This is a genomic window from Natrinema longum, from assembly GCF_017352095.1.
In the GTDB taxonomy this organism is placed as follows: Archaea; Halobacteriota; Halobacteria; order Halobacteriales; family Natrialbaceae; genus Natrinema; species Natrinema longum.
Window position 1 is genome coordinate 241,075 of record NZ_CP071463.1, and the last position, 25,249, is coordinate 266,323.

The window sequence follows — 25,249 nt, forward strand, 5'->3', positions numbered from 1 at the left end:
CAGTCTCGACGGAGTGAGCGGGAACCGAACGCCACGAAAAATCATAACAGTAACACGGCCGCTCCGAGGAGTACAATCCGATGCACTTCGATCACGCCGGGATCGCGACCGACGACGCACAGACACTCGCGGAACTGTACGGCGACCTCTTCGGGCTCGAGAGCGTCCACGAGGAGGAGTTCGACGGGCTACGCGTCGTCTTCCTGGAGTGTGGCGACGGCTATTTCGAACTGCTCGAGCCACTCGAGGAGGGGACGATCTCGCGGTACCTGGAGACCAACGGCGCGGGGATCCACCACCTCGCGCTCGCGACCGACGACATCGAGTCGGCCCTCGAGACGGCCAGGGAGCACGAGGTGTCGCTGATCGACGAGGAGCCACGACCGGGTGCGTGGGGTCATTCGGTGGCGTTTCTGCACCCGAAAGACACTGGCGGAATTCTGATCGAACTCGTTGAACACTGATCGGATAGCCTGGCGACTGAAACCCCAGCCCCGAAGTCCCGAGAGCGACCGGCGACCGATTCCCGTCACTCCCCTAGTTGATAGTCGACCGCGGTGACCTGCCGTGTTTCGGCAGGGGTCTCGTGGGAGACTTCGACGCGGCCGGGATAGCGCCCCTCGAGATCGATTCGGGCCTCGTAGTCGGCGACGCCGAGACAGTCGACACAGGTACCCGCTTTCTCGTCGTCAACGGCGACGGTGATCGCGAGGGCGTCGCGGCGCTCGTCGTACTCCGTCTCGGCCAGCGAAAGGTCGTGACAGGGCGTCGGTGTCGTACTCTCGCCGTCGACGATCACGGCTTCGTCCGCGAATTCGACGACCGCCTGGTGGCCGTCCATTCGACCCGCACATGTCCGTTCTCCGATCTCGAGCGACGTGTCCGCGACCGACGGTACCGGACAGGGAACGGATGACGAAGTCGACTCGGACCGCACGCCGGTCTCGCTGAGCGTCACCGTCGTGCGAGAACGGACGCAGTCGAACGGGTGTCGATCGACCCCGCTGGTCACTGTCGACTCGTTGCTCCCATCGTCGCTGCTGGTTCTAACGGTGACCGTGTACGAACGGGGCTCGACGAGGACGAACGCGAGCCGCTCTCCCGCCGGCAAGTCGAACTCACGCTCGAGCAGCGGGTCGGTATCGTCGCCGTCGTCGTCACGGTCGGACTCCACACCACCGCCGGCCGTGATCACTACCGACACAGGTCGCTCGGTCTCACCTGGGTTCCGGAGTACGACTTCGTGTGGCGGGTGCGCAGGGAGGAACGGAACGTCGTCGGGGTTCCCGACTTCGATTGGGGTGTCCGATTCGGCGTCGGTCCCGTCCCGGTCAGGGCCGTCACTCGAGTCGTCGGCTGGCGCGTATTCGGCGGAACTGCTCGCTGCCCGGAGCCGCTCGAACTCCGAACCCACGCAACCCGCCAGCCCACAGAGTGTGACAGCCGTCCCGACGAGGAGGTCTCGGCGTCGCATACACGACCCAACGATAATGAGGCCTAAACACCTTTGTCACGCTCTCCGAGAGGTATTCTGAGGAAACAGTCTGTACTCCCGAGGCAGGCATATGTCACGGCCCGGCTGAAACCCGTCGCGCGTGTATTCCGGAGCATGCGTAATCCGATACAGCGCGAGACGCGGACGAGCGAGCGCACCCCACTCCGTCAGTCGGAGTCGAACGGCGGATCGGTTGCCGAGAGCGGACCCTTTCGCCTTGCACGCGTCCTGTTCGGTGCTGTTCTCGCGTTCATGGCGACGGACAACTTCCGAAACCTCGAGGAGCGGATCCAGTACGCCGAGTCGAAGCACGCGCCGGTGCCGTCGCTGTCGGTCCCGGCGATAAGCGGCGGGCTCCTGTTCGGCAGCGTCGGGATCGTGCTGTGGCGGATGCCCGTCGCGTCTGCCGCTGCAGTGGCGGTCTTCTTCGGGAGCGTCACGCCGCTGCTACACGACTTCTGGAACGTGGACGATCCCGAGGAGAAGCAACAAGAGCTCATCGAATTTTCCAAAAACGCTGCACTGCTGGGTGCAGCACTCGCTTTCCTCCAGTTGGGACGGTCGCAGGGCCCCGGGGAGTAGTTACCCGAAGTTTTCGATCAGCGCGTCGTCCGGATCGCCGCCGGCATCCTCGATCGCGTCGGCGACGAACGTGACGAAGTCGTCGAAGCCGAACGCGTACAGTTGTCCCTCCTCGCGGTGGGTTTCGATGGCATCCGCCAACTCGTCGTTCACGCCGTCGTCGACGAAGACGACCGTCGCGCCCGCGTCCTCGAGGGCCTCGAGACGGTCGGTGTGTGCCGGTTCGTCGGCCTGATAGATCACGACAGCGTCGTGTCCGGCGTCGTGGGCCGCTTCCGCGACAGCGACCGAGGGGCCGATTCCCGGTCCGCCGGCGAGCGCGACGACGTCGTCCTCGCCCTCGTAGGTGATCCGACCGAACGGACCGTCGATGTGGACGGTGTCGCCGCGTTCGAGCGCCGCGAGCCACGGCGAGAGATCGCCGTCAGGATCGACGCCGACGGTGAGTTCGAACGTTTCGCCCACCGAGGGCGACGAGAGCGTGTAATGTCGGGAGAGTACTTCCTCGTCCGGTTTGGCCCGGAGCAAGACGAACTGTCCCGGCAGGGCATCGAACCCGTCGGGCGTCTCGAGTTCGAGCGTGACGGTCTCGGGACCGACTTCGCTGACCGATGCGACGGTGACTGGCGTCCCTTCCATGTCGAATCCGTTCGGTGGCCGGTTGAAAAGACGTTCCGTTCCGTCCGCGGTGTCGTGCCGACAGCGTTCACAGCTCCACCTGACAAAATCTACTGGACTGCGAGCGGACACGGTCACGCAGTTGTCCGTTTCTTCCACCGTGTGAATATCTTTTGCAGATTCTATAACGATTAATGAATAGTTACCTTCTCTGCCGAACACATCACCCGCTGTTGCGGTTGTCCGGCTAGGGTTTCAGAAGCCTTTTCATTTATGGGAGGCAAGGCCCAGCATAACATGGCTGAGGACCTCAACTGGGCGGTTGGAGGCGAAGCCGGGGACGGCATCGACTCCACGGGCAAGATCTTCGCTCAGGCACTCGCCCGAGCCGGACGGCACGTATTCACCTCGAAAGACTTCGCGTCACGGATCCGCGGGGGGTACACGGCGTACAAGATCCGCACCTCCGTCGAGCAGGTCCAGAGCGTCGTCGACCGACTGGATATTCTGGTCGCGCTCACTCAGCGGACGATCGACGAGAACCTCGACGAACTCCACGAGGGAAGCGCCATCATCTACGACGGTGAGCGATCCTGGGAGGCCGAAATCCCCGACGAGATGACCGCAGTCGACGTGCCGCTGAAATCGCTGGCCGAGGAGGCCGGCGGCGCGATCATGCGCAACATCGTCGCGCTCGGTGCCGCGTGCGAGATCACCGGCTTCGACGTCGAATACCTCGACGAAGCCCTCGAGAAGCGCTTCGGCGGCAAGGGCTCGAAGATCGTCGAGAACAACAAGGCAGCCGCTCGAGCCGGCCAGGAGTACGTTCAGGAGAACTACGATCTGGATCACCTCGGGTACAACATCGAGACGACCGACAGCGACTACGTCCTCTTGAACGGCAACGAGGCGATCGGCATGGGTGCGATCGCCGCCGGCTGCCGGTTCTACGCCGGGTATCCGATCACGCCCGCGACCTCGATCATGGAGTACCTGACCGGTCGCATCGAGGAGTACGGCGGCCACGTCGTGCAGGCCGAAGACGAGTTATCGGCGATCAACATGTCCCTCGGTGCCGCACGGGCCGGTGCTCGATCGATGACCGCGACGTCGGGAGCCGGGATCGACCTCATGACCGAAACCTTCGGTCTGGTCGCGACCAGCGAGACGCCACTGGTCATCGCCGACGTTCAGCGCTCGGGTCCCTCGACGGGGATGCCGACGAAACAGGAACAGGGCGACCTGAATATGGCACTGTACGGCGGCCACGGCGAAGTCCCGCGGTTCGTCGTCGCCCCGACGTCGATCACCGAGTGTTTCTGGAAGACCGTCGAAGCGTTCAACCTCGCCGAGAAGTACCAGACGCCGGTCTTCCTGGTCTCGGACCTGGCGATGTCGGTCACCGAACAGACGTTCCCGCCCGAGGCCTTCGACATGGACGAGGTCGAGATCGACCGTGGCAAACTCGTCGACGAGGACGAGGTCGACGAGTGGCTCGACGCACAGGGCCACTTCCGCGCCCACGCCGTCACCGACGACGGTGTCAGCCCGCGTGCCATCCCCGGCACGACCGACGCCGCACACATGTCTACCGGCCTCGAGCACGACGAGCTCGGCCGCCGGACGGAAGCGGAAGACGAACGCGTCCACCAGGTCGACAAGCGCAATCGCAAGGTCGAGACTGCCAGGGACGACGAGGATTGGGACTACCGCGAGTTCGGCGACCCCGACGCGGACAACCTCATCATCTCGTGGGGATCCAACGAGGGCGCGCTCGTCGAAGCGCTCGACTACCTCAGAGAGGACGGCATCGACGTCCACGTCATCTCGGTGCCCTACATCCACCCGCGGCCGGACCTGACCGAGGAGATCGAGGCCGCCGACGAGACGATCGTCGTGGAGTGTAACGCGAACGGGCAGTTCGCCGACGTGATCGAACACGACGTACTTACCCGCGTGAAGCGCATCAACAAGTACACAGGCGTCCGCTTCAAGGCGGACGAACTCGCGGACGACATTACCGAGAAACTCTCCGAGGAGGTACCAGCATAATGAGCTCCGACGTACGATTCACCGACTTCAAATCCGACAAGCAGCCGACGTGGTGTCCCGGATGCGGCGACTTCGGGACGATGAACGGCATGATGAAAGCCCTCGCGAACACCGGCAACGATCCCGACAACACCTTCGTGGTGGCGGGCATCGGCTGTTCCGGCAAGATCGGGACCTACATGCACAGCTACGCCCTGCACGGGGTTCACGGTCGCGCGCTACCGGTCGGGACCGGCGTCAAGATGGCCCGCCCCGACATCGAGGTCATGGTCGCCGGCGGGGACGGTGACGGCTACTCGATCGGTGCCGGTCACTTCGTCCACGCCGTCCGCCGGAACGTCGACATGACCTACGTCGTCATGGACAACCGCATCTACGGACTGACCAAGGGGCAGGCCTCGCCGACCTCGCGGTCGGACTTCGAGACCAGCACGACGCCCGAGGGGCCAAAGCAGCCGCCGGTCAACCCGCTTGCCCTCGCGCTGGCCTCCGGCGCGAGCTTCATCGCCCAGTCCTTTAGTTCGGACGCGATGCGCCACGCCGAGATCGTCGAGAAGGCCATCGAACACGACGGCTTCGGCTTCGTCAACGTCTTCAGCCCGTGTGTCACGTTCAACGACGTCGACACCTACGACTACTTCCGCGACAGTCTCGTCGACCTCGAGGAGGAGGGCCACGACCCGACCGACTACGAGGCCGCCAAGGAGGTCATCCTCGACAGCGACAAGGAGTATCAGGGCGTCCTGTATCAGGACGAAAACTCCGTGCCGTACCACGAGCAACACGGCGTCACCGAGGACATGTCCGAGATTCCCGACGGCGCACCCGAGGACGCGATGGACCTCGTCCGCGAGTTCTACTAACGGCCGCCGCCGCGCTCCGGCAAGTCTTTTCGTGGGCTCGACGACACGCTCGAGGAGCGGCGAGGACGGCTCAGATCAGGATCGTCGCGTGGAAGCGAGTATCGAAACGGTCGAGCAGAGCGGGGAGCCGACCGTCGACGAACGGAGTGGCAGTCAGTTTTCGACCGGATGCTCGGCGGATTCCATCAGCAACTCGACGTTCGCCGACTCTTCGGTGAGCGTCTCCGGGAAGACTCCGAGCAGGACGAGCAGATCGCTCTCGTGATCGAACGACGTAATTTTGATTTCGACGTCGATCGATTCCCCCTCGAGGTCCGTTGTGCCGACGAACGTATCGACGTCCCGGCTGTCGTCGAGGATTTCGAGGGAAAACGAGTTCTCGTGTTGGATGTCCCTGACGTCGCCGTGCTCGCCGTCGACCTCACTCAGAAACTGCTCGAGCAGCTCTTTGTTCGACATCTCGTCGAGCGGGTTGACCGATTGGCCGACGACCTCCATCCCCGGAACCGAGACGGCCGCGAAGGCACTTCCATCGCGCGTTTGGCCCCCGTAGTCGACCGTCTTCAGGTAGGTCGACGTCCAGATCGACGCCTCGAAGTCGCGTTCGACGCCGCCGATTTCCTCCGTTCGCTCGAGCGTTTCCTGGGTGGCCGTCTCTTCGCTGTAGCCGGTGTTCTCGAGGGCTCCGTCGGCCGGCGCGGCCTGGTCGGCATCGAACTCGAGGGGCTCGTTCCCGAGGACGAACCCGAGACAGCCGGCGGTCAGTGTGAGCGTCCCGGCTGCGCCCGTGGCGAGCACCGATCGTCGCGAGAGAGTCATTACCCAGGGATTCGAGACGAGCGCCATATTTGTTGTGACTCGGGCAGTCTCACGGCCCGAATCCATCGGCGGTCCTGATCGGTCAGTCACCGAAACGAGTCTGCCGAACACATCAAGAGTTATCGGGGTCGACCGCCCCCGTTTAGCCATGACTGACTTCGCAACTCGAGTCGAGAACGTGTCGATCAGCGGTATTCGTGAAGTGTTCGAGGCCGCGGGCGAGGACGCGATCAACCTCGGACTCGGGCAGCCGGACTTCCCGACCCCCGCCCACGCACGTCGCGGGGCGATCGAGGCGATCGAGGCCGGGCGGGCCGACGCCTACACCTCCAACAAGGGGATCCGCCAGCTCCGAGAGGCGATTTCGGCGAAGTACGATCGGGACTACGGCCTCGAGATCGATCCGGGGGACGTCATCGCGACGTCGGGCGGGAGCGAGGCGCTGCATCTCGTGCTCGAGGCCCACGTCGATCCGGGCGACGAAGTGATCTTCCCCGACCCCGGCTTCGTCTCCTACGACGCCTTGACCCACATCGCGGACGGCACGCCGAAGCCGGTCGGCCTGCGCGACGATCTGACGCTCGACCCCGCGACGGTCGAGGACGCGATCACCGACGAGACGGCGGCGTTCGTCGTCAACAGCCCGGCGAACCCGACGGGGGCCGTCCAGAGCGAGGCCGACATGCGCGAGTTCGCCCGCATCGCCGACGAACACGACGTGCTCTGCATCTCCGACGAAGTCTACGAGCACATCGTCTTCGAGGGCGAGCACCACTCGCCGCTGAAATTCGCGGAGACCGACAACGTCGTCGTCGTCAGCGCCTGCTCGAAGACCTACTCGATGACTGGCTGGCGTCTCGGCTGGGTCGTCGCCTCGAACCGCCGCATCGAGCGCATGCTGCGGGTCCACCAGTACAGCCAGGCCTGTGCCTCCGCGCCCGCACAGTTCGCCGCCGAGGCCGCCCTGACCGGTCCACAGGAACCGGTCCAAGAGATGGTCGAAACGTTCGAGGAACGGCGCGACCTCGTCCTCGACGGCCTCACCGACGCCGGCCTCGAGGTACCCACCCCCGAAGGAGCCTTCTACGCGATGCCGAAGGTGCCCGAGGGCTGGTGTGAGGAAGTACTCGAGCGCGGCGTCGTCGTCGTCCCCGGCGACGCCTTCGGGGCGAACGGCGAGGGATACGCGCGACTGTCCTACGCGACGGGAACCGAGGAACTGAAAGAAGCGCTCGAGATCATCGACGACGCGACTCGAGCCGTTCGATAGCGGCTGGACGGCGGATCGCTTCCGACGCCTGTCCAATCGGGAGCGGGCGGCAGCGTCGCCGGGAGTGCCCTCGACGAGCAGAAGCCCCTTTTCTCGAGTGTTCCTGTCATCCGAACCGTGGTGGACGGGACGTTCTCAGCCCGCCGGTTCGATGTTCTGGTTCACGGCGAAGAAGTTGTCCGGATCGTATTTCGCTTTCACTTCCTGCAACCGCTCGTAGTTGTCGCCGTAGGTGGCCCGGATTCGATCGTCTCCCTCCTCCATCATGAAGTTGACGTACGAGCCACCGGCCGTGTGCGGGTGAACTGCCTCCCAGTAGTCGCGGACCCACTCCGTGATCGATTCAGTGGCTGTCGGGTCCGGGTCGACACCCACGATGACCATCGACCAGGTGGCGTCGCGCATACTCCAGGCCGTCTCGTCTTCGGCGACGTTGTGAACGGCCCCGTCGATGGGATAGAGGTGCATCGACGACTTCGTGGTCGGTACCTCGCTAAACCGCCGGTGTTCGGCGATGGCGTCGTCGGTCAGTTCGTGCACGAAGTCCCCCTTCCAGTAGTGGTGGTCACCCGGCGGGTACAGATCGTCGAACATGGTCTGGAGCGCCGGATAGGGCATCGGCCCGATGTGCTCGAAGAGCGGTTCGGCGACCTCACGGGCCGGTTGGATCACGTCTTCCACCGCATCCGCTGGCCCGAGATAACACCACATGACTCCACAGACGCTCTCGCCGTGGAGTTCCGACGGGAAGGGATCACCCGGTACCTCGGCAGTCATATAGAAAGCGTAGACGTCTTCCGGTGCCTCCGGCAGCCACTCCCGATACCAGCGCATCGTGGACTCGAGTTCCTCGATCGGCCAGAATAGCGGTCCGGCGATAACCGTCTCGACTGGATGCAACTGGAACTCGAAGGAAGTGACCACGCCGAAGTTGCCGCCCCCGCCGCGCAGCGCCCAGAAGAGGTCCTCGTTTTCGTCCGCGCTCGCATGGACCAGTCGGCCGTCTGCCAGCACGACGTCCGCACTCACCAGATTGTCGATCGTCAGGCCGTACGTGCGGCTCAAATAGCCGTGCCCACCGCCGAGGGTCAGGCCGCCGACGCCGGTCGTAGAGATGACTCCACTGACCGTTGCCAGTCCAAACGCGTGGGTCGCATGATCCACGTCCCCCCAGGTACAGCCGGGTTCGACGTGGACAGTCTTCGCCGCCGGATCAACGCGGATGCCGGTCATCTCCGACAGGTCGATGACCAGTCCATCGTCGACGGTTCCCAATCCAGGGGTACTGTGACCACCGCCGCGGATCGCCGTTTCGAGGTCGTGTTCGCGGCCGAACTGGACGGCCGACAGAACGTCCGCGACGTTGGCACACCGGGCGATCAGCCGCGGGTGCGTGTCGATCATCGCGTTGTAGATCGCACGCGCGTCGTCGAACGCCGGGTCATCGGGCTGGACCAACTCCCCTCGGAGCGTTCCCGCTAACTGTTCGATCTCCGTCTCGTCCGTTGGTGTCGTTGCCATGGTTTTTCCTCCCGTCCTCCAGGTGGAGAGCGGTTCGTGCCCCCAGATGCGTGTGTGGCGTTACCAAGGGTCGGGGTAGCTACCGCCCGGTGACTAAGATAGCTATCGGATGACATTCCCGCAGCTAGTAGCTCGTGTGAACACGCTGCAACCTGGTCAGCTCCTGCAACCGAGAACCGAGAGCGGGTCTCCGTCGTCCCGGAGTAACTGGGTGAGTATCACACCGCCGCTTCCCTCCGCCGACACGCCGCCCTCGCTACCGCTCCACGATCGTCCCGCCGGCCAGTCCCTCCCATTCCACGCGATAGCCCAGCCGCGAGAGGATCGCACTCGAGTCGGTTATCCCGTACTCCTCGAGGATCGCGTTGGCCGCCGCGAGATCGGTTCCGGGATCGATCTCGTCGGCGAGCGTCTCGAGGACGGCGGGTCGAATCAGGGTCCGACCGACTCGGTCGTGCTCGGGAAACGAGACGTCCGCAAGCGCGTCCGTACTCACGTCGTGGCGGGCAGCCAACGTCTCAAGGCCGACCACGTCCGCGTCGGGGCGGAGCTCGGCGGGGAGTGCGGCGGCGCTCTCGGCCACGAGTTGGCGCTCGTACTCCCGGAGGACGTCGGCAACGTCTTTGACTCGCACCGTTCCCGAGTAGGGGATCGCGCGGTGGTCGCGGGCGGCGATCTCCTCGCCGACGCCCAGCGACTCGTCGACGGCGACCAGCATGTCCACGTCCTCGAGGCTCGCGAGCTGTGAGAGCTTCTTCGCGACGTACTCGGGCGTCCAAAAGCCCATGATCTCGAAGTAGAGGCGGAAGTCACCGTACTCGTATTCGAAGGCGAAGTCAGGGATCATCACCCGCGTTCCCGTCGCGAGCGGTTCCGGTTCGCGGACGAGCGTCCAGTCGAGATCGAGGTTCGAAAACCGGGCGGCGAACGCCGCCTCGACGCCGCTGTCGAACGACACCTCCGCGACCGGCTCCGCGTCGGGGACGCGAACGGGGTCCTCGTCGGAGAGTTCGAGCGTCCGTTCCGTCCCGCGGTCGTCGATCGTCGCCCCGAGTTGCCACCGGTCGGCGTTCGCGACCGTCCGCAGGAGGCGGGCGAATCGGGTGCCGTACCGCCGAGTGGCACGAAAGAGGTGTGTCGGTCCCGTGACGACGACTTCCCGTTCCGACAGGTCGCCGTCACCCGCGGCCCCCTCGTCTCGGCGGATCTCGTACATCAATCGCAGGCGCTTGATCGCCGAAATCAGCGCCTTCGGGTCGCTCGAGCGGACGCGAACCTCGGTCGCATCGAACAGCGCCGTCTGTGCGAGCGAGAGGTTGTACTGGGCGATCAGCCCGTCGGGATCCCACCGAGGCTCGACCGCGGACAGGACCTGTCGATCCTCGAGATCCGCATAGAGTGCCGCCTCGAGGTCGTCGGCCGAGACGTCGAGCGATTCGCCCGCCCGGATGAGCGCCATCGCGCGCTCGTCCTCGGTGACGACGCCGACGGCTTCGGCGGCTTCGAAGGCGGCCCTGCGGGCCCGTTCGGGGTCGACGGCCGCGTTCGTCTCGAAGACCGCCTCGCGCTCGAGCAGCGCCGCCAGCCCGCGCACGAGTTTGAAATCGTCGGCGTCGCGCTCGAGTGCGGTCAGTGCGTCCTCGAGAGCCCCGCGCGATTCGCCGACGTGACCCTGATAGGTGCCGATGACCCGGGCGGCGAGTGGCCGGTGGCTCCGGACCGCGAACTGCGGGTGGTAGCCGCCGCCGGCCCGCGAGACGCGAAGCAGGTCCTTCGTCAGCATCGCGTTCGACTCGGTGTGGCGTCGGCAAAAGTCGTCCGGACGACCGGCCCCTCACGCCCGTCGGCTCGCCGTCGGAGCGCCCCGGACCGAGCCCGCACTATCGTCTCCGGCTGGCGACGCGCTCCTCACCGGTATCTTCGCTCACGACTTCGTAGAGCAGCGCCCGCTCCCCGTCGGCCGTCGGCCGCAAGATCCGCCCGAGTCGCTGGGTGAACTCGCGTTCGCTCCCGCTTCCCGATAGCACGACCGCGACGTTGGCGTCGGGCACGTCGACGCCCTCGTCGAGGACGTTCGAGGTCGCGATTCGGGTGTAGGTCCCCTCGCGGAACCGCTCGAGGATCTCCCGTCGCTCCGTGGTACCGGTCTGGTGTGTGATCGTCGGAATCAGGAACCGCTCGCTGACCTCGTAGGCGAGGTCGTTGTGGGCCGTGAAAACGATCGTCCGCTCGTCGCGGTGATCGGCGAGGATTTCGGCGAGGGCCTCGAGCTTGGCCTCGCTGCCGAGCATGATCTCGCGTGCGCGCTGGCGTGCGAGCAACGCCTCGCGCGCTTCGGGGTCGTTGCCGGACCGCTTGACGAGTTCCTGGTAATCCGAGCCACTGCGCATCTCGATACCCGACGTCGCCAGGTAGTCCGTGAAGAGCCCCTGATTTCGCTCGTATGCCTCGCGCTCCTCGGGGGTGAGCGAGACCTCGAGTCGCTTGAGGTCGTAGTTGGCGAGGTGGTCGCCCGCGAGTTCGTCCACGTCGACGCGGTGGACGAGTGGGCCGACGACGGCTTCGATCACCTCGTGTGCGCCGTCGGGACGCTCGAATGTGGCGGTCAGCCCCAGTCGGGCGGGTGCGGCGAGCAGTCGAGCGATCTCGCGGTACCCCTCGCCGCCGAGGTGGTGGACCTCGTCGAAGACGACGAACCCGAACCGATCGCCGACCGAATCGGCCTTCAGATACGCCGAATCGTACGTCGAGACGGTGATCGGCTCGAGGCGCTGTTCGCCGCCGCCAAAGCGGCCGATCGGCGGGCCGAACTCCCGCTCGAGTTCGCGTTCCCACTGCTCGAGCAGGTCGATCGTCGGGACGACGACGAGCGTCGGCACCGAGAGTCGGTCGATCGCTTCCAGCGCGATGACGGTCTTGCCGCTGCCGGTCGGGAGTTCGAGGACGCCGGCAGGTGCGCGAGCGATCGGCTCGCGATCGGGGAGGTCGGCCCACCGGTCGGTTTCGAGCCACGCCTCGAGCGCAGTCGTCTGGTACTCGCGGAGTTCGTACGCCGAATGGAGGCCGGAGACGGTCGCCAGATCGAGGACGCGATCGTCGACGGCGACGTCCCGTTTCGTCAGGGCAGCCCACAGGTCGGCGTAGCTCGCGGCGGGGACACGCCAGTCGCCGGTCCGTGGATCCGCCTCGAGGTCGGATACCGACTCGCGGAGCGACGAGGGAGACACGATCGAGTCCTCGAGGCCGTCGATCCGGACCGTACCGTCCGTATAGCGGAGTTCGATCGCCGCGGAGTCACTGGTCCGCGTCACGGGTCACAGTCGGGACAGGTGCCACATATACTGTCGGTTCCGGTTCGGTGGGTCGACTCGCCGCGCCGGGGTGTGGAACGCACGGCGTCAGATGGACAGGGGCCGTCTCAGGCGATCGAGCTGTCCTTGTCCGATGCGGCTGCCAGATGCTGTTTTCCCCACGTTTGCATCGCGTCGATAACCGGTTCGAGCGATTCGCCGAGTTCGGTCAACGAGTACTCGACGCGAACGGGTTTTTCGTTGACGATCTCCCGATCGACTAACTGCTTCTCCTCGAGGTCGTCCAGGACGTCCGAGAGGACCTTGCTCGAGATGCCGCCGATTTCCTCCTGGAGGGCGTTGAATCCCAGCGGCCCGTTGTCGAGCAGCCGGTGGACGACGACGGTGTGCCACTTCTTCCCGATTAGCGTGGCGGTCGACGTGATCGAACACCAGTCCTCGCCCGCACACCAGACTTCCAGCTGTTGAGTCGACTCTCCCATATGGCGGCGTTGGCGGTGGACGGCCTTATAGTTACCTACTGTAACTCACTTACGTTATGTAGTTGGGTTTCCCGTCCCCTGACGGCGCGATCCGCCGCCTCGGTCGGCCGACGATACCGTCGTTCGACGTGACGTTCACCCTCAGTAATCAAAAACGTTCGGCGATCCCGTCCGGCGATTTCGGACCACGACTTACCGATCCGTAACCGGGTCACCGTCCTGTTAGCTGAACGTTATACGTGTGGGGTCGTAACCAGGTTACAATGAGTGACTCCGAACGGAAGACTCGCGATGCGACCGGAACCGACCACCGCTACGAGGTCGTCGTCGTCGGCGGCGGCCCGGCGGGATTGACGACCGCGCTGTACGCGGCACGACTCGGCCACGAAACCGCGGTCTTCGACCGCGGCGGTGGACGGGCAGCGATGATGCAGGACACGCACAACGTCATCGGCACCCCCGAATCGGTGTCGGGCAACGAGTTCCTCTCGACCGCCGTCGAGCAGATCGAATCCTACGGTGCGGACTACCGACGGGAGTTCGTCACGAACGTCGAGCGGACCGGGGAGTCGTTTACACTCGAGACGACCGACGGCTCGGCCGTCGCGGACAGGGTCGTCCTCGCGACCGGTTTCTCCGACGAGCGGCCCGACCCACCGTTGCCCCGAACCGGGCGCGGACTCCACTACTGTCTCCACTGTGACGCGTACATGTTCGTCGACGAGCCGGTGTACGTGATGGGCCACGGCGAGAGCGCGGCCCACGTCGCGATGATCATGCTCAACTTCACCGACGAGGTCGACCTGCTACTCCGGGGCGACGAACCGACCTGGAGCGACGAGACGGCACGGCTGCTCGAGGGCCACCCCGTCGACGTCGTCGACGAGGACGTGACCGGCGTCCGAAACGGCGACGACGGCTGGCTCGAGGCCCTGGAGTTCGCCGATGGGACGATCCGCGAGTACACCGGCGGCTTCGCGATGTACGGAAGCGAGTACAACAACGGGCTCGCGGTCTCCCTCGGCGCGGAACTGACGGACGACGGCACGGTCGCCGTCGACGATCACGGCCGAACCTCGGTCGACGGGCTGTACGCCGTCGGCGATCTGACGCCGGGACACAATCAGGTCTCCGTCGCGATGGGCCAGGGCGCGAAGGCGGGAATCGCGATCCACAAGGAACTCCGCACGTTCCCGAAATCGCTCGCCGAACTCGAGGCCGAGGGTGCCGTCACCGCGAGCGACGTTCCAGCGATACCGGACGGGTTACGGAGCCAGGCCGCCGACCACTCGACGGCGGACGGAGACTGATCGAAACGGATCGCGGGTCGTAGCAGCTACCCCATTTTCCCGGATAGCACCTTCGCGGCGACCAGCACCGGATCCCACGTGGTGTTGAACGGCGGCGCGTACGCGAGGTCGTAGTTTTCGACGTCGGCGACGGTGGCCCCCTCAGAGAGCGCCGCGACGACCGCGTGACTGCGGTGGACTGCACCCTCGCCGTACTCGCTGACGAGGCTCGCACCGAGGACCCGTTCGGAGTCGCGGTCAGCGGTCAGCGTGATCGTGACGTCCCCGCCCTCGGGGTAGTAGCCCGCGCGGGATTTCGCGGTCACGGTCTCGCTCACCGGATCGAACCCGGCTTCGCGGGCTTTCTCGGGGTCCAGGATCCCGGTGCGTGCCGCTTCGACGTCGAAGGCCTTGACGGCGGCCGTGCCGGCGATATCGCCACCCTCGGTCGGCGTCCCGGTAACAGTCTGGCCGATCGCACGTCCGTGTCGGTTGGCGGTCAGCGCGAGCGGCACGTACGCCGGCTCGCCCGTGACGACGTGGGTCGCCTCGGCACAGTCGCCCGCCGCGTAGACGTCCGGCGCGCTCGTCTCGCGGTAGGAATCGGTGGCGATCGCACCGGTGTCACCGAGTTCGATACCCGCGTCCTCGGCGAGCTTCGTTCGGGGACGAACGCCGGTTCCGAGCAACACCATCTCGACGTCGATCCGGTCGTCCGCGGTGACGACGGCTTCGACGCGGTCTCCCCCTGCCAGCTCCAGGACGTCGGCATCGAGGTGGAGTGCGACGTCCTCGTCTCGAAGGTGGTCGGCGACGTACTCGCTGGTTTCGTCGCTGAACCCCTTCAGAACGCGGTCCCCGCGCTGAAAGAGATTTACTTCGAACCCGTTCGCTGCCAGCGCCTCGGCCATCTCGACGCCGATGTAGCCGCCGCCGACGACACCGACGGGGCCGGTACAGTCCTCGAGGTAGCGACAGGCCGGCCCTCGATCCGGTTGCTGGAACGATTCGCCGTCGCGAGCGCGCGCGACGTACTCGCGGAGTTCCTTCCCGTCGCTCATCGAACCGAGCGTGTACACTCCCTCGCGGTCCGTGCCGTCGATCGATGGCACCACCGACTCCGCTCCCGTCGCGATCAGCAGGTGGTCGTAGGGCTGGACGACTGTCCCGGCATCGCCCTCGGCGGTGACCGTCCGATCCGCGGTGTCGATGTCGACGACTTCGTGTCCCGTTCGGAGATCGATGTCGCGTTCCTCGCGAAACTCCTCGGGAGTCACCGAAACGAGTTCCTCGAGCGACTGGATTTCGCCTTTGACGTAGTAGGGCAACCCGCACGCGCCGTAGGAAACCCACTCCCCCTTTTCGAAGACGACGATGTCGCGGTCGGGATCGTCACGTTTCGCCTTGCTCGCTGCGGACATCCCCGCTGCGTCACCGCCGACGACGACGAATGGGTCGCTCATACCACCACTGTGAACAGTGAGCTATATAAGAACTAACCGGGCGTGTACGGACGCCCCCGGAGCGCTCGTCGTCTGTAATTCGAACGCCACCGGCAAGCGCCCGTGGCATCCCGTCGGAAATCCGACTCGGCGTTACTGTCGCCGGAGCAGGATCGCCACACCGGTGGCGAGGAGTCCGATCGCGCCGACGACGGCGGCGACCGTGAGATCGGATCCCAAGCCAGCCGCCTGCGTCCGGTTCTCGTCCGTGTCCCCGTCCGACGCTTCGTCGGCGGTAGCGTCACCGGGGTACTCGAGGTCGGTGTGGTCGTGGACGGTCGTCTCGAAGTGCGTGTGCACGTCGGTTCCGTCGAGGCTCCCCTCTAGGTGGACGACGTAGTCGCCGGGATCCGTGAAGACGACCGGCGCTTCGTAGACCCCCGGTTCACCGTGCTTTTCGCTGACCTCGAGGGCTCGCTTCTCGTGGTCGCCCGTCTGGACGGAGACGGTCAGGTTCGCGGCGTGGGTTTCGACCGGATCGCCCGATTCCGCGTCGACGACCGAGAACTCGAGCCACATTCGGTCGCCGGTGACCAGCGGTTCGTCCGCGCCGCCGAACGTTATCTCGTTCCCGTCGATAGCCCGTGTTTCGTGGGCGACGGCGGGGCCGACGGCTCCAACGAGCAGTACCGCGATCGTTCCGACGACGACCAGTCGTCTAGGAAACATCATTACACGATAGCGGAGGACGCATCGAACGGAAACGATTCTGGTTCGATTCGCGAACGCTGCCCCGCCGCGAGGACATCGAGACATCGCAACGCACGGAGTCACGTGGCTGGTGCGAAGCAAACGGCCCGAGATACCGTCGATCGCCCTCGTAACGGGATGGATGCGACCGATCGCTGGTGAGCAGACTCCGACGGACCGACGAACGCGAGTGCTACCACTCGAGGTCGTCGGCGAGTTCGTCGAACGCGCTGGCGACGTCCTCGTACCGGTCGGTCGAATCGAACCGGAACCGAGTCGGTTTCTCGGGACTCAGTTTGCCGACGAGTCTGGAGCGGACTGTCTCCGAGCCGGTCTCCCATTCGAGGCGGATCTCGCGACGGTCGTCGTCGAGGGCGACGCCGGCTATATTCGTCAACGCGTGGCAACCCTCCTCGAGACAGAGATGTGGCGGTGAGAGTTCGTAGTGGTGGCCGTCGGCGTCCCAGTCGACGAGGGGGCCAGCCGGAAGGAGTGTTGCGGCTTCGGTTTCGACACTGCCGCGGATCGCGGCCTCGACACCGGAACTGACGGTCGTCTTCACCTCGAACGTTCGGTGGTCCGGGACGTAGGTGAGCAGTCGCTGCCCGTCTCGAAACGCGTCCAGACGCCGTAGCGAGACGAACCGATGGAACGAATGGTCCGACAGTAACGCCGAAAGACTGCTCCTGACGTCGTCGACGGTCCCCCTGAAGCGATCGTCGCTCACGCGAGCGAACGCATCGCGGAGAGACGCGACGAGAGCAGGGTGGTCGTCGCCCAACTGCGCTTCCTCGATCCAGATGTCGACGGTATCAGCGTGGTCGAGTATCGCGTCGATCGCGGCGTTCGTCGCGCGAATTTCGGCCGCCTGGTCGCCCGTCACGACCAGGACGTGCGTCGGATCGAATCCGGAATTCTGTCGAGTCATCGGTTACTGGATTCCACCACCGACGTACCTGCCCTTCGCCGTCCAGCGTCCTAACGGCTGCGATGGGTGGCGTGGCTGTCGTCTCGGGTCGTTCGACCGTTCCGCCGAGCGAAAGTGACGGTCCGAGGATGAGTGACGCCGGATGCGCGTCTCGTCAGGAACGCGATTCAGCTCCGTTCTTCCTCGGAGAACCGCCACGGGCTCTCGGCTTCGGTCGGGGACTCGTCTTTCGCCAGCGGCACGTTGTGATACAGTTGCTCGAGGTGGTCCATCGTGTAGCTGACCGAGTAGCGTTCGACGGCCCCTCTGGTCTCGCGGTCGGTCGACAGACAGGTCTCGATCGCGTCGACCATCGACTCGAGATCGCCGTATTCGAACCGCTCGCCGTTCTCGGAGCCGATCGTTTGGTCGAACGGCGGGACGTCGGCGGCCGCGACGGGCGTCCCGCAGGCGTTGGCCTCGAGCGTCGAGAGCCCGAGGGTGTCCGCGGTCGAGGCGGTGACGAACGTGTCGATCGAGGAGTAGAAGATCGGCAGTTCCTCGCGGGGGAGGAACTCCCGGAGTTCGACGTTTTCGGGGGCGTTGCGCTCGAGACAGTCGCGATACGGTCCCTCGCCGACGACGACGAAATCGTACTCCGGCAACGCCTCGGCGGCCCGCAGAATCTCGCTGACGTTCTTCTCCATGCTGAGTCGACCGCTGTAGCCGATGACCCGCCGATCGGGGTACCAGTCTTCCGCGGTCGGCTGAAAGAAGTCCATGTCGATCCCGACCGGTAGCTGGACGTGTTCGACGTCGCGGTCGATTCGCTCCGTCGACGCGGTCACGACGTCGAAACTCCCGAGGAAGCCGTTCTCGACGGGGACGTACAGCTTCGAGAGCAGCCCCGCGATCGACTCGAGTTTGATGCTCTGGTGGAAGTACTCCTCGAGGGGCGTGTGATGGGTGTAGATCGTCGGTAGGTCGTGTTTCCAGGCGTAGTAGCGGCCGAGAACGCCGATCGGGGCGGGGCCGTGACAGTGGACGATATCGAGGTCGGGAAGCGTCGAGGCACGGCGGGTCAGCGGGATCCGGTAGCCGGCATAGAAGGGATTCGGGAGCGATCTGACCGGGACCTCACGTTCGTCGGGGTCGTAGTCGCCGTCGGGGTAGACGACGTAGACCTCGTGTCCTTTGCGTTCGAGCTCCTCACGCCAGAGCTTGATCGTATACGTTACGCCGTCGATCTCTGGGAAATAACTGTCCGTAAAGAATCCGATCTTCATTCAGGCCACCTCCTCGTATAGCGACTGATACTGGTTCGCAACCGTCGAGAGCGAGAACTCCTCGCTTCGCCGTGCCGCGTTCGTTCCGAGCCGATCCCGAAGCGTCGGATCTTTGAGCCGGTTCAGCGCCGCCTCGAACCCACCGACCCCCGAATCGGCTACCTTCAGGCTATCGTCCCCGTCCTCGAGCCACGAGAACGTCTCGATGTCCCGGACGAGGACCGGTTTGCCGGCGGTCATCGCCTCCAGCAGCGCGATCCCTTCGTTTTCCTCGTGGGTGGGGAAACAGAAGACATCGCCCGCTGCGAACGCCCCGCGAATGTCGTCTACGTAGCCGGTGAACGTACAGTTGTCCGGCGAGTTTTCGATCAGCCTCGTCGTTTCCGTCCCTTTCAATGAAAGGTCCAGCGGGCCGAACCACGCGAAGTCCAGTTCGGGCATTCGGCGGGCCAACTCGACGAACGTCTCCAACCCCTTGCGCTTGATGACGTGGCCGACGAGGAAGACGGTCGGCGGATCGAGGTCGTACCGTTCGCGGTACTCGGCTTCCAGGGACTCGAACCCCTCGAGTTTCTCGCGGTCGACGCCGTTCGAAATGACGGTCGTCGGCGCGTCGGTGTAGGTTTCGATCAGCCGCTGATTGTACGCCGACGGACAGACCAGCGCGTCGGCCAGCCCGTAGGCCCGTTCGAGGTAGGGTTTCAGCGGTTTGGCGAGGGCGTTCGTGAACCGAAAACTGTCCCCGAAGTCCTCCGCGGTGACGTGGGTGTTGGCGACCACGGGAACCCCGCGAGCGCCCGCCCGCCTCGCGTACCAGACCGAGCGTGGTCCCATGAGATTACAGTGGAACACGTCGGCCTCGAGCGTCGGCTCGGTCGTGTACTCGATGTCCAGCCGATCCAGCATCTTCCGCTGGTGGACGACAGACTCGTGAATGCCGCCGGTGACGCGGTCCTCGAATTCGAAGTAGTGACTGATCTTCATGTCGAATTCCGATCCCGATCGAGACGGTCGATCACTCGAGATCACCGGCCCGAACCGGTGCTCGCCCGTCTCGGTCGAATTTTCGGCGTTACTCGACTTCGAGCCACGGGACCTCCATCAGCGGCGGAATGTGGGTTTCGATGTGGTGTTCCCAGACGCCCTCCTCGCCGAAGGCCTCCCCGTGGTCGGCGGTCACGACGACCCGTCCGTCCAGTTCCTCGACCAGGTCGGCGACGGACTCGAGTGCGATCCGGAGGTTCTCCTCGTACAGCGCCAGTGCCGCCTCGCGGGTCCCGTTCTTGACGAGGTCCGCCGGGTCGAGCTCGAGCCAGAGGCCTGCTTTTTGTGCGAGTTCGCTCCCCTCGAGCGTGTTCTCGACTTTCGGCCGGATCGTATCGCCGAGCGACGAGAGGGTGCCGCCGCCCTCGCCGTCCGACTGTTCGGCTTCCTCCTGTTTGCGGATCCCCTTCTGGATCTGTTTGAGCTTCTGTCCCTTCCCCCGGGAGAGATAGGGCGCGTGGGGCTGCATGTAGTGAATCACCGTCCGTTCGGCCCGCTCGACGGCCTCGGGATTGTTTCGGAACGCGTCACCGAGGCTGTCGGGCGGAACCGTTCCGAGGTCGTCGTCCCAGCCGGTCTTCCAGACGTCGAAGACGTTGCTGATGTGATCGGACGCCGACCACTCGTAGTCGCAACTCGCGCCCCACTTGAGTTCGTTGAGCGGAATGCCCAGGTCGTTGATGAAGGGGTTCCCCGAAAAGTACGCGATGTCGTGTTCGTCGGTGAACGTCCGGTATGCCCACTCCGGCGTCGACGACCCCGTGCTCCAGCGCTTTTCGAGCGTGCCGTCGAGATACTCGTCGTAGACCTCGCTGAACACGTCGTATCGACACGCATCCAGCACGAGACAGTAGTCCCACTCCGATTCGAGGAAGTGCTGGTCGTCCATTAGTTGGCGCTACCTTTCGATTCGACCACTGTATTCTTATTGGTTCTTGAAAGTCACCGGAACTGGCCGAAACCACCGATCATTCACCGACTACGCGGTCGATTTCGGCGTCCGGCTCGGTCGGTGACTCATACGGTCTACTGTACGTCAGTACCGGTGGGACCGGGACCGCCTTGCGGTCCCACCGGTACATCGGTACAGCAAACCGTATCACTCGAGATAGCCGAGTTCGCGAAGCCGCTCCTGTGTCTCCTCGTCGGCCTCGGCCAGGGCATCGGCTTCGTCCCTGTCCGCCTCGGTCGGGTCGTCCCACGCGCCGCCGACGGCGTCTTCGAAGTTCGCGAGCGCCCGTTCGGTCGCGGCGACGGTCTCGTCGTCGGACGGCTCGATGGCCGATTCCTCGTCCGGATCCGCGTCGAGCCGATACCCTTCGTCCGGGATGCGGTCCGCGCGGACATACTTCGCGTCGGTACTGCGGGCGGCGCGAAGCCTCGCGTACGCGCGATGATCGTCCGCGAGTTCGATGCCCGCCTCGCTGGCCTTCTCCTCTAAGTGATGGAGTTCGATGACCGGCTGTGCGTACTCGACGAACCCGTAATCGGCGTCCCCGTCCCCCTCGAGGACGGCCTGCTGGCCGGGATCGGGATCGGCCGTGCCGTCGAACGCCCGATACTCGCTCGAGAGCAGCGATCGCGTCGGGTCGCGAGCGACGGGCTCGCCGTCTGCTGCCCGAGTGACGACGGTCTCGGGGTCGACGTCGAGTGCCTCGAGGACCGTATGATAGCAATCGAGCAACTCGACGAGGTCGTCGCGCCGGTCGGCCTCGAGTTCCGGGTGTTTCACCAGCAGCGGGACGTTGATCAGTTGGTCGTAGAGGGCGAACTCGTGACCGTAGAGGTCGTGTTCACCGTGGAGTTCGCCGTGATCGGCACAGACCACGACGGTCGTCTCGTCCCACTGTCCGGTCTCGCGCAGCCACTCGAACAGCCGGCCGAGTTCGGCGTCCATGTGTGCGATCTCGGCGTCGTACAGCCCGCGGATCGCCTCCCACTCGTCGTCGTCGATCGCCCGCGCTCCGGAATTGTACTCTTTGGAGTTCTGACAGACGTCGTCGGGATCGACGCCGGGTGCGAACTCCTCGCGGTACTCCTCGGGCGGGTAGTAGGGGAGGTGGGCGTCCATCAGGTTGACGAACGCGAACCAGCCCTCGTCGCTCCCGCTGTCGTCGATGAACGACTTCGTGCGGTCGATGACCGAAGGTGTCTTCGAGTCCGCGCCCTCGCCGCTGGCGAGTTTGGCGTGGGCTTTCGCTCCGAGGTGGACGATCGTCGAGGCGAGGTCCCGGAGGTATTCGTTGTCGTTGACGGTCTGCCACGCGCTCGCCAGCGGGCCCGAGAGGACATCGCGGGGAAGGACCTCGAAGAACGAGTCGTGGTGGTCGAACCCGTCGGTGAGCCCGGTGTAGGGCGTGATCCAGGCGTTCGAGGAGTAACAAGCGGTGTCGTAGCCGGCCGTCGACAGCACTGACGCGAGGGTCGTCGCGTCCTCGAGGTAGGGACTCCCCTGGTCGGCACCGTGCTGGCTCGGATAACGGCCGGTGAACAGCGAGGCGTGGACGGGCAAGGTCCACGGGGCGGGGGCGACTGCTGACTCGAAGACCGTCGCCTCCTGGGCGAACCGAGAGAGTTCGGGCGTCGTCTCCCGCTCGTAGCCGTACGGACCGAGCCGGTCCTTTCGGACCGTATCCAGCACGACGAAGAGGACGTTCGACTGGCGAGTCGGCTCCATTACTGGCGTTACTCACCTCCACGCAAATAAATCGATTGAACTACCCGGACGGCCGACCGTCACGCCGCGTTCGCCGACGTCGATCAGACGTTTCAAGTTCGATGACGATTCATACCAGCCATGGACGAGCGAAACCGGCGGGCATTCCTCATCGGAGCGTTCGGGGCGATTGCGGTCTTCGCCGTCCTGCTTTTCCTCGTCGGCGCACGGAGCGTCATCGACACGTTGCTCTCCGCGACCCCATCCCTGGTCGCCGCCACGTTCGCCCTCGCTCTCTGTTGGCTGGCCGCCTGGAGCCTGATGCTTCGAACAGTGCTCGCCGCTCTCGACGTCGAGATCCCCCTCGTCAAGTCGTTTTTCGTCTACGCCGGTGCCGTCTTCGCCAACAACGTCACGCCCTTCGGGCAGGCCGGCGGCGAACCGATCGCGGCCCTGCTCGTCTCGAAGGTGTCCGACGCCCGCTACGAAACCGGACTCGTCGGGATCGCGACCGTCGACGTCCTCAACGTGATCCCGTCGATCTCGCTCGTCCTCGTGGGCGTCGGCTACTACGCGACCACCGCAGCGATCGGGGAGCGCCTCGAGACGGCCGTCGGGTCGGCGATCGCACTGATCGGAGCTATCGTAGTCGTCATGGTGCTCGTCTGGCGGTACCGGGATGGACTCATCGATCGTCTCCCGGCGATCATCGCCCCGCGTCTCGGCCGGCTCGGCCTCGATCGCTTCGATTCGGAGACGCTCGAGGAAGACCTGACGGATCGGATGGGCAGGTTCTTCGAAAACATCGAACGCGTAGCGACCGATCGGTGGCGTCTCTCGGCGGTGATCGGGCTGTCGCTGTGTGGCTGGCTCTTCCAGACGGCCGCACTCTTGATCGCGTTCGCCGCACTGGGACAGACCGTCCCGCCGTACGTCCTGCTGTTCGTGATCCCGCTCGCGAACCTCGCGGGTGCAGCCCCGCTTCCGGGCGGACTCGGGGGGATCGAGGCCGCGTTCGTCACGCTGCTCGTCCCGACCACCGGCGTCCCGGCGTCGACGGTTACCGCGGCCGTACTCATCTTCCGGGGTGCGATCTACTGGATGCCGGTCCTGATCGGCGGGCTCTCGGTGTCGGGCTTTGGCGTTCGGGCACTGCGGTGAGTCGGGCTCGCCGGACCCGTCGGACCGTCGTCGCTACTCCTCGAGGACCGCCGTCACCTCGAGTTCCAGGAGGTAGTCGGGATCGGCGAGGCTGTCGGCCCCGATCAGTGCCGACGCCGGGAGCGCGTCGTCGCCGTAGAAGTCGACGACGTGGGGGTACGCTTCCTCGACGAAGGCGTCACAGTCGAGCGCGTAGATCGTCTGTCGAACGACGTCGGCTGGATCAGCGCCGGCCGCAGCGAGCGATGCCTCGACGTTCGTCAGCGTCTGCTCGATCTGTTCCGCGTAGGTCTCACCGACGACGAGACCATCCGAATCGCGGGCGGTCGTTCCGGCGACGTGGATCGTCTTTTCGCCCGACGAAACGACTACCTGCGAGTAGAGATCGTCTACTGGATCGGCGATACCCTCCGGGTCGATTCGATCGTGTCCCATATCGGGCCTCTCCCCCGCCCCAGGTTATATGTTACCAATCATGTGGAAGTAGTCGCGAACGGGATCGGCGTCGTCGGAGAGGGGCGTCACGACTGTCTCGTCGATGTCGCCCTCCCCGAGCAGTTAACCGCTTGCGGATCCGAGTGTGGCCGACGATCCGAACGCATGTACCGAGACGGCCACGCCGGATTCAACGCGCTCCTGTACGCGCCGTTCGTACCGCTGATAGCCGCCAGCCACTCGCTCGAGGCGGCTCTCTGGGGTGGTGTACTCGTCCTCGCCACGGCGACCCTCCCCGACATCGACAACGGAATCGACCGAGTGGCTCACCGCGGGCCGACGCACACCGTCTGGTTCGCCCTCCTGATTGGGTTCGTCGCCGGGACGGGAACAGTGCTCCTCGCGCGCTCGAACGTCGGGATCGATGGTAGTTTCGAGTTCGGGTTCGTCCTCGGGGTCTGTGGCATCCTCGCCCACCTCGCGGGCGATCTCGTGACGCCGATGGGGATCACCCCGTTCGCACCACTCTGGCGGGCCCACGTCACGCTGGACTGGTTCGCGTCCAAGAACGGTCGGATCAACCGCGCGTTCCTGCTCGTCGGATCGATCGCGCTGTCCGCGTCGATGAGTCTGGCGATCTGGCAGCCGATCTCGTAGTCGTCGCCGTGCCCGCGCCGAGATCGACCGATCCGTTGCCACGGGCGCTAGTCGCCCGATCGAAACGCGTCGGTTCGCCACGCGAGAAGCCCGACCGACGCCGTCCAGAGGACGACCGTCGCGGTCGGTCCGTGTACCGGGAGCCCGGGACTCCAGTTCGTCTCGAGCGGGAATAGCGGGTCGATTCCCATCGGAGAGAGCGCGTCGATAACGAGATGTGACCCCAATGCGAGAGCGACGGCGGCCGCGATCTCTCGACTGCGAGCGATCGCGTAGCTGCCAGCGACGACCGCCAGCACGAACAGGGGCGTGTGAGTGATCCCGCGGTGGACGAACGGCTGCCCCCACTCCGAGAGAAAGAGGAAATCCACGTCGGGAACGAGCCCGAACACGATTCCGAGTCGCGGATCGGCTCCAGTACCCCCTCGAACGAGTGCGTAGCCGACGATCGCGTGGGTCGCGAACGCTCCAGCGAGGAACGCGAGCCGTCCCGGCCCCATCACGATTCCCTTCGGACGGCTCCCGAAGATAGCTTGTGGTTCGCGGCGGGGAGACCAGACGTATCGCACGCACTCGGAGAGACCAATAGTACTTACACCACGGGAACAG

Annotated in this window: 24 protein-coding genes; 8 read left to right on the plus strand and 16 right to left on the minus strand. The window is 65.1% G+C overall.

What is annotated here, in order from left to right:
• The first annotated feature begins 80 nt into the window (after window positions 1-80).
• The gene (gene mce / locus J0X27_RS01155; RefSeq protein ID WP_207270667.1) at window positions 81-464 is read left to right on the plus strand and encodes a methylmalonyl-CoA epimerase; all 384 of its coding nucleotides are present in this window, start codon (window positions 81-83) and stop codon (window positions 462-464) included.
• 65 nt (window positions 465-529) lie between these two features.
• Here the strand turns inward: mce and J0X27_RS01160 are convergent, their stop codons facing one another.
• Complete coding sequence (locus J0X27_RS01160; protein ID WP_207270668.1) at window positions 530-1,474, minus strand: hypothetical protein; 945 nt, start codon at window positions 1,472-1,474, stop codon at window positions 530-532.
• A gap of 135 nt (window positions 1,475-1,609) precedes the next feature.
• On the opposite strand from J0X27_RS01160, the gene J0X27_RS01165 reads away from it, so the two are divergent.
• On the plus strand, window positions 1,610-2,077 hold the full coding sequence (locus tag J0X27_RS01165; protein WP_207270669.1) for a DoxX family protein: 468 nt from the start codon (window positions 1,610-1,612) through the stop codon (window positions 2,075-2,077).
• Here the strand turns inward: J0X27_RS01165 and J0X27_RS01170 are convergent, their stop codons facing one another.
• On the minus strand, window positions 2,078-2,716 hold the full coding sequence (locus J0X27_RS01170; RefSeq protein WP_207270670.1) for an FAD-dependent oxidoreductase: 639 nt from the start codon (window positions 2,714-2,716) through the stop codon (window positions 2,078-2,080). It abuts the gene before it with no gap.
• A gap of 276 nt (window positions 2,717-2,992) precedes the next feature.
• Here J0X27_RS01170 and J0X27_RS01175 point away from each other — a divergent pair, with 276 nt between their 5' ends.
• Both J0X27_RS01175 and J0X27_RS01180 read left to right on the plus strand, forming a co-directional pair.
• Complete coding sequence (locus J0X27_RS01175; RefSeq protein WP_207270671.1) at window positions 2,993-4,747, plus strand: 2-oxoacid:acceptor oxidoreductase subunit alpha; 1,755 nt, start codon at window positions 2,993-2,995, stop codon at window positions 4,745-4,747.
• Window positions 4,747-5,610 carry a 2-oxoacid:ferredoxin oxidoreductase subunit beta gene (locus J0X27_RS01180; RefSeq protein ID WP_207270672.1) on the plus strand — a complete coding sequence of 288 codons (864 nt, stop codon included), beginning with the start codon at window positions 4,747-4,749 and terminating at the stop codon, window positions 5,608-5,610. Before J0X27_RS01175 ends, J0X27_RS01180 begins: the two co-directional genes overlap by 1 nt.
• A gap of 153 nt (window positions 5,611-5,763) precedes the next feature.
• Here the strand turns inward: J0X27_RS01180 and J0X27_RS01185 are convergent, their stop codons facing one another.
• Entirely contained in the window at window positions 5,764-6,429 is a 666-nt protein-coding gene (locus tag J0X27_RS01185; RefSeq protein WP_207270673.1) for a DUF6517 family protein, read from the minus strand.
• Window positions 6,430-6,577: 148 nt separating this feature from the next.
• Between J0X27_RS01185 and J0X27_RS01190 the strand changes: the two genes are divergently transcribed.
• Window positions 6,578-7,699, plus strand: coding sequence for a pyridoxal phosphate-dependent aminotransferase (locus J0X27_RS01190; RefSeq protein ID WP_207270674.1), 1,122 nt, complete (start codon window positions 6,578-6,580; stop codon window positions 7,697-7,699).
• A 135-nt stretch (window positions 7,700-7,834) separates the two neighbouring features.
• On the opposite strand, the gene J0X27_RS01195 is transcribed toward J0X27_RS01190, so the two are convergent.
• The 4 genes from J0X27_RS01195 to J0X27_RS01210 all read right to left on the minus strand — a co-directional run bounded on the left by J0X27_RS01195 (window position 7,835) and on the right by J0X27_RS01210 (window position 13,013).
• The gene (locus J0X27_RS01195) at window positions 7,835-9,220 is read right to left on the minus strand and encodes an FAD-binding oxidoreductase (protein ID WP_207270675.1); all 1,386 of its coding nucleotides are present in this window, start codon (window positions 9,218-9,220) and stop codon (window positions 7,835-7,837) included.
• A 256-nt stretch (window positions 9,221-9,476) separates the two neighbouring features.
• Complete coding sequence (locus tag J0X27_RS01200; RefSeq protein ID WP_207270676.1) at window positions 9,477-11,003, minus strand: DUF790 family protein; 1,527 nt, start codon at window positions 11,001-11,003, stop codon at window positions 9,477-9,479.
• 97 nt (window positions 11,004-11,100) lie between these two features.
• A complete protein-coding gene (locus tag J0X27_RS01205; RefSeq protein ID WP_207270677.1) occupies window positions 11,101-12,531 on the minus strand; it encodes a DEAD/DEAH box helicase in 1,431 nt (476 codons plus the stop codon).
• Between the two features lie 107 nt (window positions 12,532-12,638).
• A complete protein-coding gene (locus J0X27_RS01210) occupies window positions 12,639-13,013 on the minus strand; it encodes a winged helix-turn-helix transcriptional regulator (protein WP_097379214.1) in 375 nt (124 codons plus the stop codon).
• Between the two features lie 263 nt (window positions 13,014-13,276).
• Between J0X27_RS01210 and J0X27_RS01215 the strand changes: the two genes are divergently transcribed.
• Window positions 13,277-14,323, plus strand: a complete 1,047-nt coding sequence (locus J0X27_RS01215) for an NAD(P)/FAD-dependent oxidoreductase (RefSeq protein ID WP_207270678.1) — start codon at window positions 13,277-13,279, stop codon at window positions 14,321-14,323.
• Between the two features lie 26 nt (window positions 14,324-14,349).
• Here the strand turns inward: J0X27_RS01215 and J0X27_RS01220 are convergent, their stop codons facing one another.
• From J0X27_RS01220 to J0X27_RS01250, 7 genes are all read right to left on the minus strand, one after another.
• A complete protein-coding gene (locus J0X27_RS01220; RefSeq protein WP_207270679.1) occupies window positions 14,350-15,765 on the minus strand; it encodes an FAD-dependent oxidoreductase in 1,416 nt (471 codons plus the stop codon).
• A 132-nt stretch (window positions 15,766-15,897) separates the two neighbouring features.
• Window positions 15,898-16,476: a FixH family protein gene (locus J0X27_RS01225; protein ID WP_207270680.1), complete on the minus strand. Its 579-nt coding sequence runs from the start codon at window positions 16,474-16,476 to the stop codon at window positions 15,898-15,900.
• Between the two features lie 211 nt (window positions 16,477-16,687).
• Entirely contained in the window at window positions 16,688-17,422 is a 735-nt protein-coding gene (locus tag J0X27_RS01230) for a hypothetical protein (RefSeq protein ID WP_207270681.1), read from the minus strand.
• Between the two features lie 167 nt (window positions 17,423-17,589).
• Window positions 17,590-18,687: a glycosyltransferase gene (locus J0X27_RS01235; protein WP_207270682.1), complete on the minus strand. Its 1,098-nt coding sequence runs from the start codon at window positions 18,685-18,687 to the stop codon at window positions 17,590-17,592.
• Window positions 18,688-19,671, minus strand: a complete 984-nt coding sequence (locus J0X27_RS01240) for a glycosyltransferase family 4 protein (RefSeq protein ID WP_207270683.1) — start codon at window positions 19,669-19,671, stop codon at window positions 18,688-18,690.
• Window positions 19,672-19,759: 88 nt separating this feature from the next.
• Window positions 19,760-20,620 (minus strand): hypothetical protein, encoded by an 861-nt coding sequence (locus J0X27_RS01245; protein WP_207270684.1) that lies wholly within the window; start codon window positions 20,618-20,620, stop codon window positions 19,760-19,762.
• Between the two features lie 210 nt (window positions 20,621-20,830).
• A complete protein-coding gene (locus J0X27_RS01250) occupies window positions 20,831-22,408 on the minus strand; it encodes a sulfatase (protein ID WP_207270685.1) in 1,578 nt (525 codons plus the stop codon).
• 120 nt (window positions 22,409-22,528) lie between these two features.
• Between J0X27_RS01250 and J0X27_RS01255 the strand changes: the two genes are divergently transcribed.
• A complete protein-coding gene (locus J0X27_RS01255) occupies window positions 22,529-23,548 on the plus strand; it encodes a lysylphosphatidylglycerol synthase transmembrane domain-containing protein (protein WP_207270686.1) in 1,020 nt (339 codons plus the stop codon).
• A gap of 33 nt (window positions 23,549-23,581) precedes the next feature.
• Here the strand turns inward: J0X27_RS01255 and J0X27_RS01260 are convergent, their stop codons facing one another.
• A complete protein-coding gene (locus J0X27_RS01260; RefSeq protein WP_207270687.1) occupies window positions 23,582-23,983 on the minus strand; it encodes a RidA family protein in 402 nt (133 codons plus the stop codon).
• A gap of 165 nt (window positions 23,984-24,148) precedes the next feature.
• On the opposite strand from J0X27_RS01260, the gene J0X27_RS01265 reads away from it, so the two are divergent.
• Window positions 24,149-24,640: a metal-dependent hydrolase gene (locus J0X27_RS01265; protein WP_207270688.1), complete on the plus strand. Its 492-nt coding sequence runs from the start codon at window positions 24,149-24,151 to the stop codon at window positions 24,638-24,640.
• A 47-nt stretch (window positions 24,641-24,687) separates the two neighbouring features.
• Here the strand turns inward: J0X27_RS01265 and J0X27_RS01270 are convergent, their stop codons facing one another.
• Entirely contained in the window at window positions 24,688-25,140 is a 453-nt protein-coding gene (locus J0X27_RS01270) for a metal-dependent hydrolase (RefSeq protein WP_207270689.1), read from the minus strand.
• Window positions 25,141-25,249 lie beyond the last annotated feature (109 nt).

Coding starts and splice junctions, on each gene's coding strand:
- J0X27_RS01160 (WP_207270668.1), bottom strand. CDS start 1,474: ATGCGACGCCGAGACCTCCTCGTCGGGACGGCTGTCACACTCTGTGGG.
- J0X27_RS01190 (WP_207270674.1), top strand. CDS start 6,578: ATGACTGACTTCGCAACTCGAGTCGAGAACGTGTCGATCAGCGGTATT.
- J0X27_RS01250 (WP_207270685.1), bottom strand. CDS start 22,408: ATGGAGCCGACTCGCCAGTCGAACGTCCTCTTCGTCGTGCTGGATACG.
- J0X27_RS01185 (WP_207270673.1), bottom strand. CDS start 6,429: ATGACTCTCTCGCGACGATCGGTGCTCGCCACGGGCGCAGCCGGGACG.
- J0X27_RS01240 (WP_207270683.1), bottom strand. CDS start 19,671: ATGAAGATCAGTCACTACTTCGAATTCGAGGACCGCGTCACCGGCGGC.
- J0X27_RS01260 (WP_207270687.1), bottom strand. CDS start 23,983: ATGGGACACGATCGAATCGACCCGGAGGGTATCGCCGATCCAGTAGAC.
- J0X27_RS01220 (WP_207270679.1), bottom strand. CDS start 15,765: ATGAGCGACCCATTCGTCGTCGTCGGCGGTGACGCAGCGGGGATGTCC.
- J0X27_RS01270 (WP_207270689.1), bottom strand. CDS start 25,140: ATGGGGCCGGGACGGCTCGCGTTCCTCGCTGGAGCGTTCGCGACCCAC.
- J0X27_RS01235 (WP_207270682.1), bottom strand. CDS start 18,687: ATGAAGATCGGATTCTTTACGGACAGTTATTTCCCAGAGATCGACGGC.
- J0X27_RS01245 (WP_207270684.1), bottom strand. CDS start 20,620: ATGGACGACCAGCACTTCCTCGAATCGGAGTGGGACTACTGTCTCGTG.
- J0X27_RS01225 (WP_207270680.1), bottom strand. CDS start 16,476: ATGATGTTTCCTAGACGACTGGTCGTCGTCGGAACGATCGCGGTACTG.
- J0X27_RS01265 (WP_207270688.1), top strand. CDS start 24,149: ATGTACCGAGACGGCCACGCCGGATTCAACGCGCTCCTGTACGCGCCG.
- mce (WP_207270667.1), top strand. CDS start 81: ATGCACTTCGATCACGCCGGGATCGCGACCGACGACGCACAGACACTC.
- J0X27_RS01200 (WP_207270676.1), bottom strand. CDS start 11,003: ATGCTGACGAAGGACCTGCTTCGCGTCTCGCGGGCCGGCGGCGGCTAC.
- J0X27_RS01175 (WP_207270671.1), top strand. CDS start 2,993: ATGGCTGAGGACCTCAACTGGGCGGTTGGAGGCGAAGCCGGGGACGGC.
- J0X27_RS01165 (WP_207270669.1), top strand. CDS start 1,610: ATGCGTAATCCGATACAGCGCGAGACGCGGACGAGCGAGCGCACCCCA.
- J0X27_RS01180 (WP_207270672.1), top strand. CDS start 4,747: ATGAGCTCCGACGTACGATTCACCGACTTCAAATCCGACAAGCAGCCG.
- J0X27_RS01230 (WP_207270681.1), bottom strand. CDS start 17,422: ATGACTCGACAGAATTCCGGATTCGATCCGACGCACGTCCTGGTCGTG.
- J0X27_RS01215 (WP_207270678.1), top strand. CDS start 13,277: ATGAGTGACTCCGAACGGAAGACTCGCGATGCGACCGGAACCGACCAC.
- J0X27_RS01170 (WP_207270670.1), bottom strand. CDS start 2,716: ATGGAAGGGACGCCAGTCACCGTCGCATCGGTCAGCGAAGTCGGTCCC.
- J0X27_RS01210 (WP_097379214.1), bottom strand. CDS start 13,013: ATGGGAGAGTCGACTCAACAGCTGGAAGTCTGGTGTGCGGGCGAGGAC.
- J0X27_RS01195 (WP_207270675.1), bottom strand. CDS start 9,220: ATGGCAACGACACCAACGGACGAGACGGAGATCGAACAGTTAGCGGGA.
- J0X27_RS01255 (WP_207270686.1), top strand. CDS start 22,529: ATGGACGAGCGAAACCGGCGGGCATTCCTCATCGGAGCGTTCGGGGCG.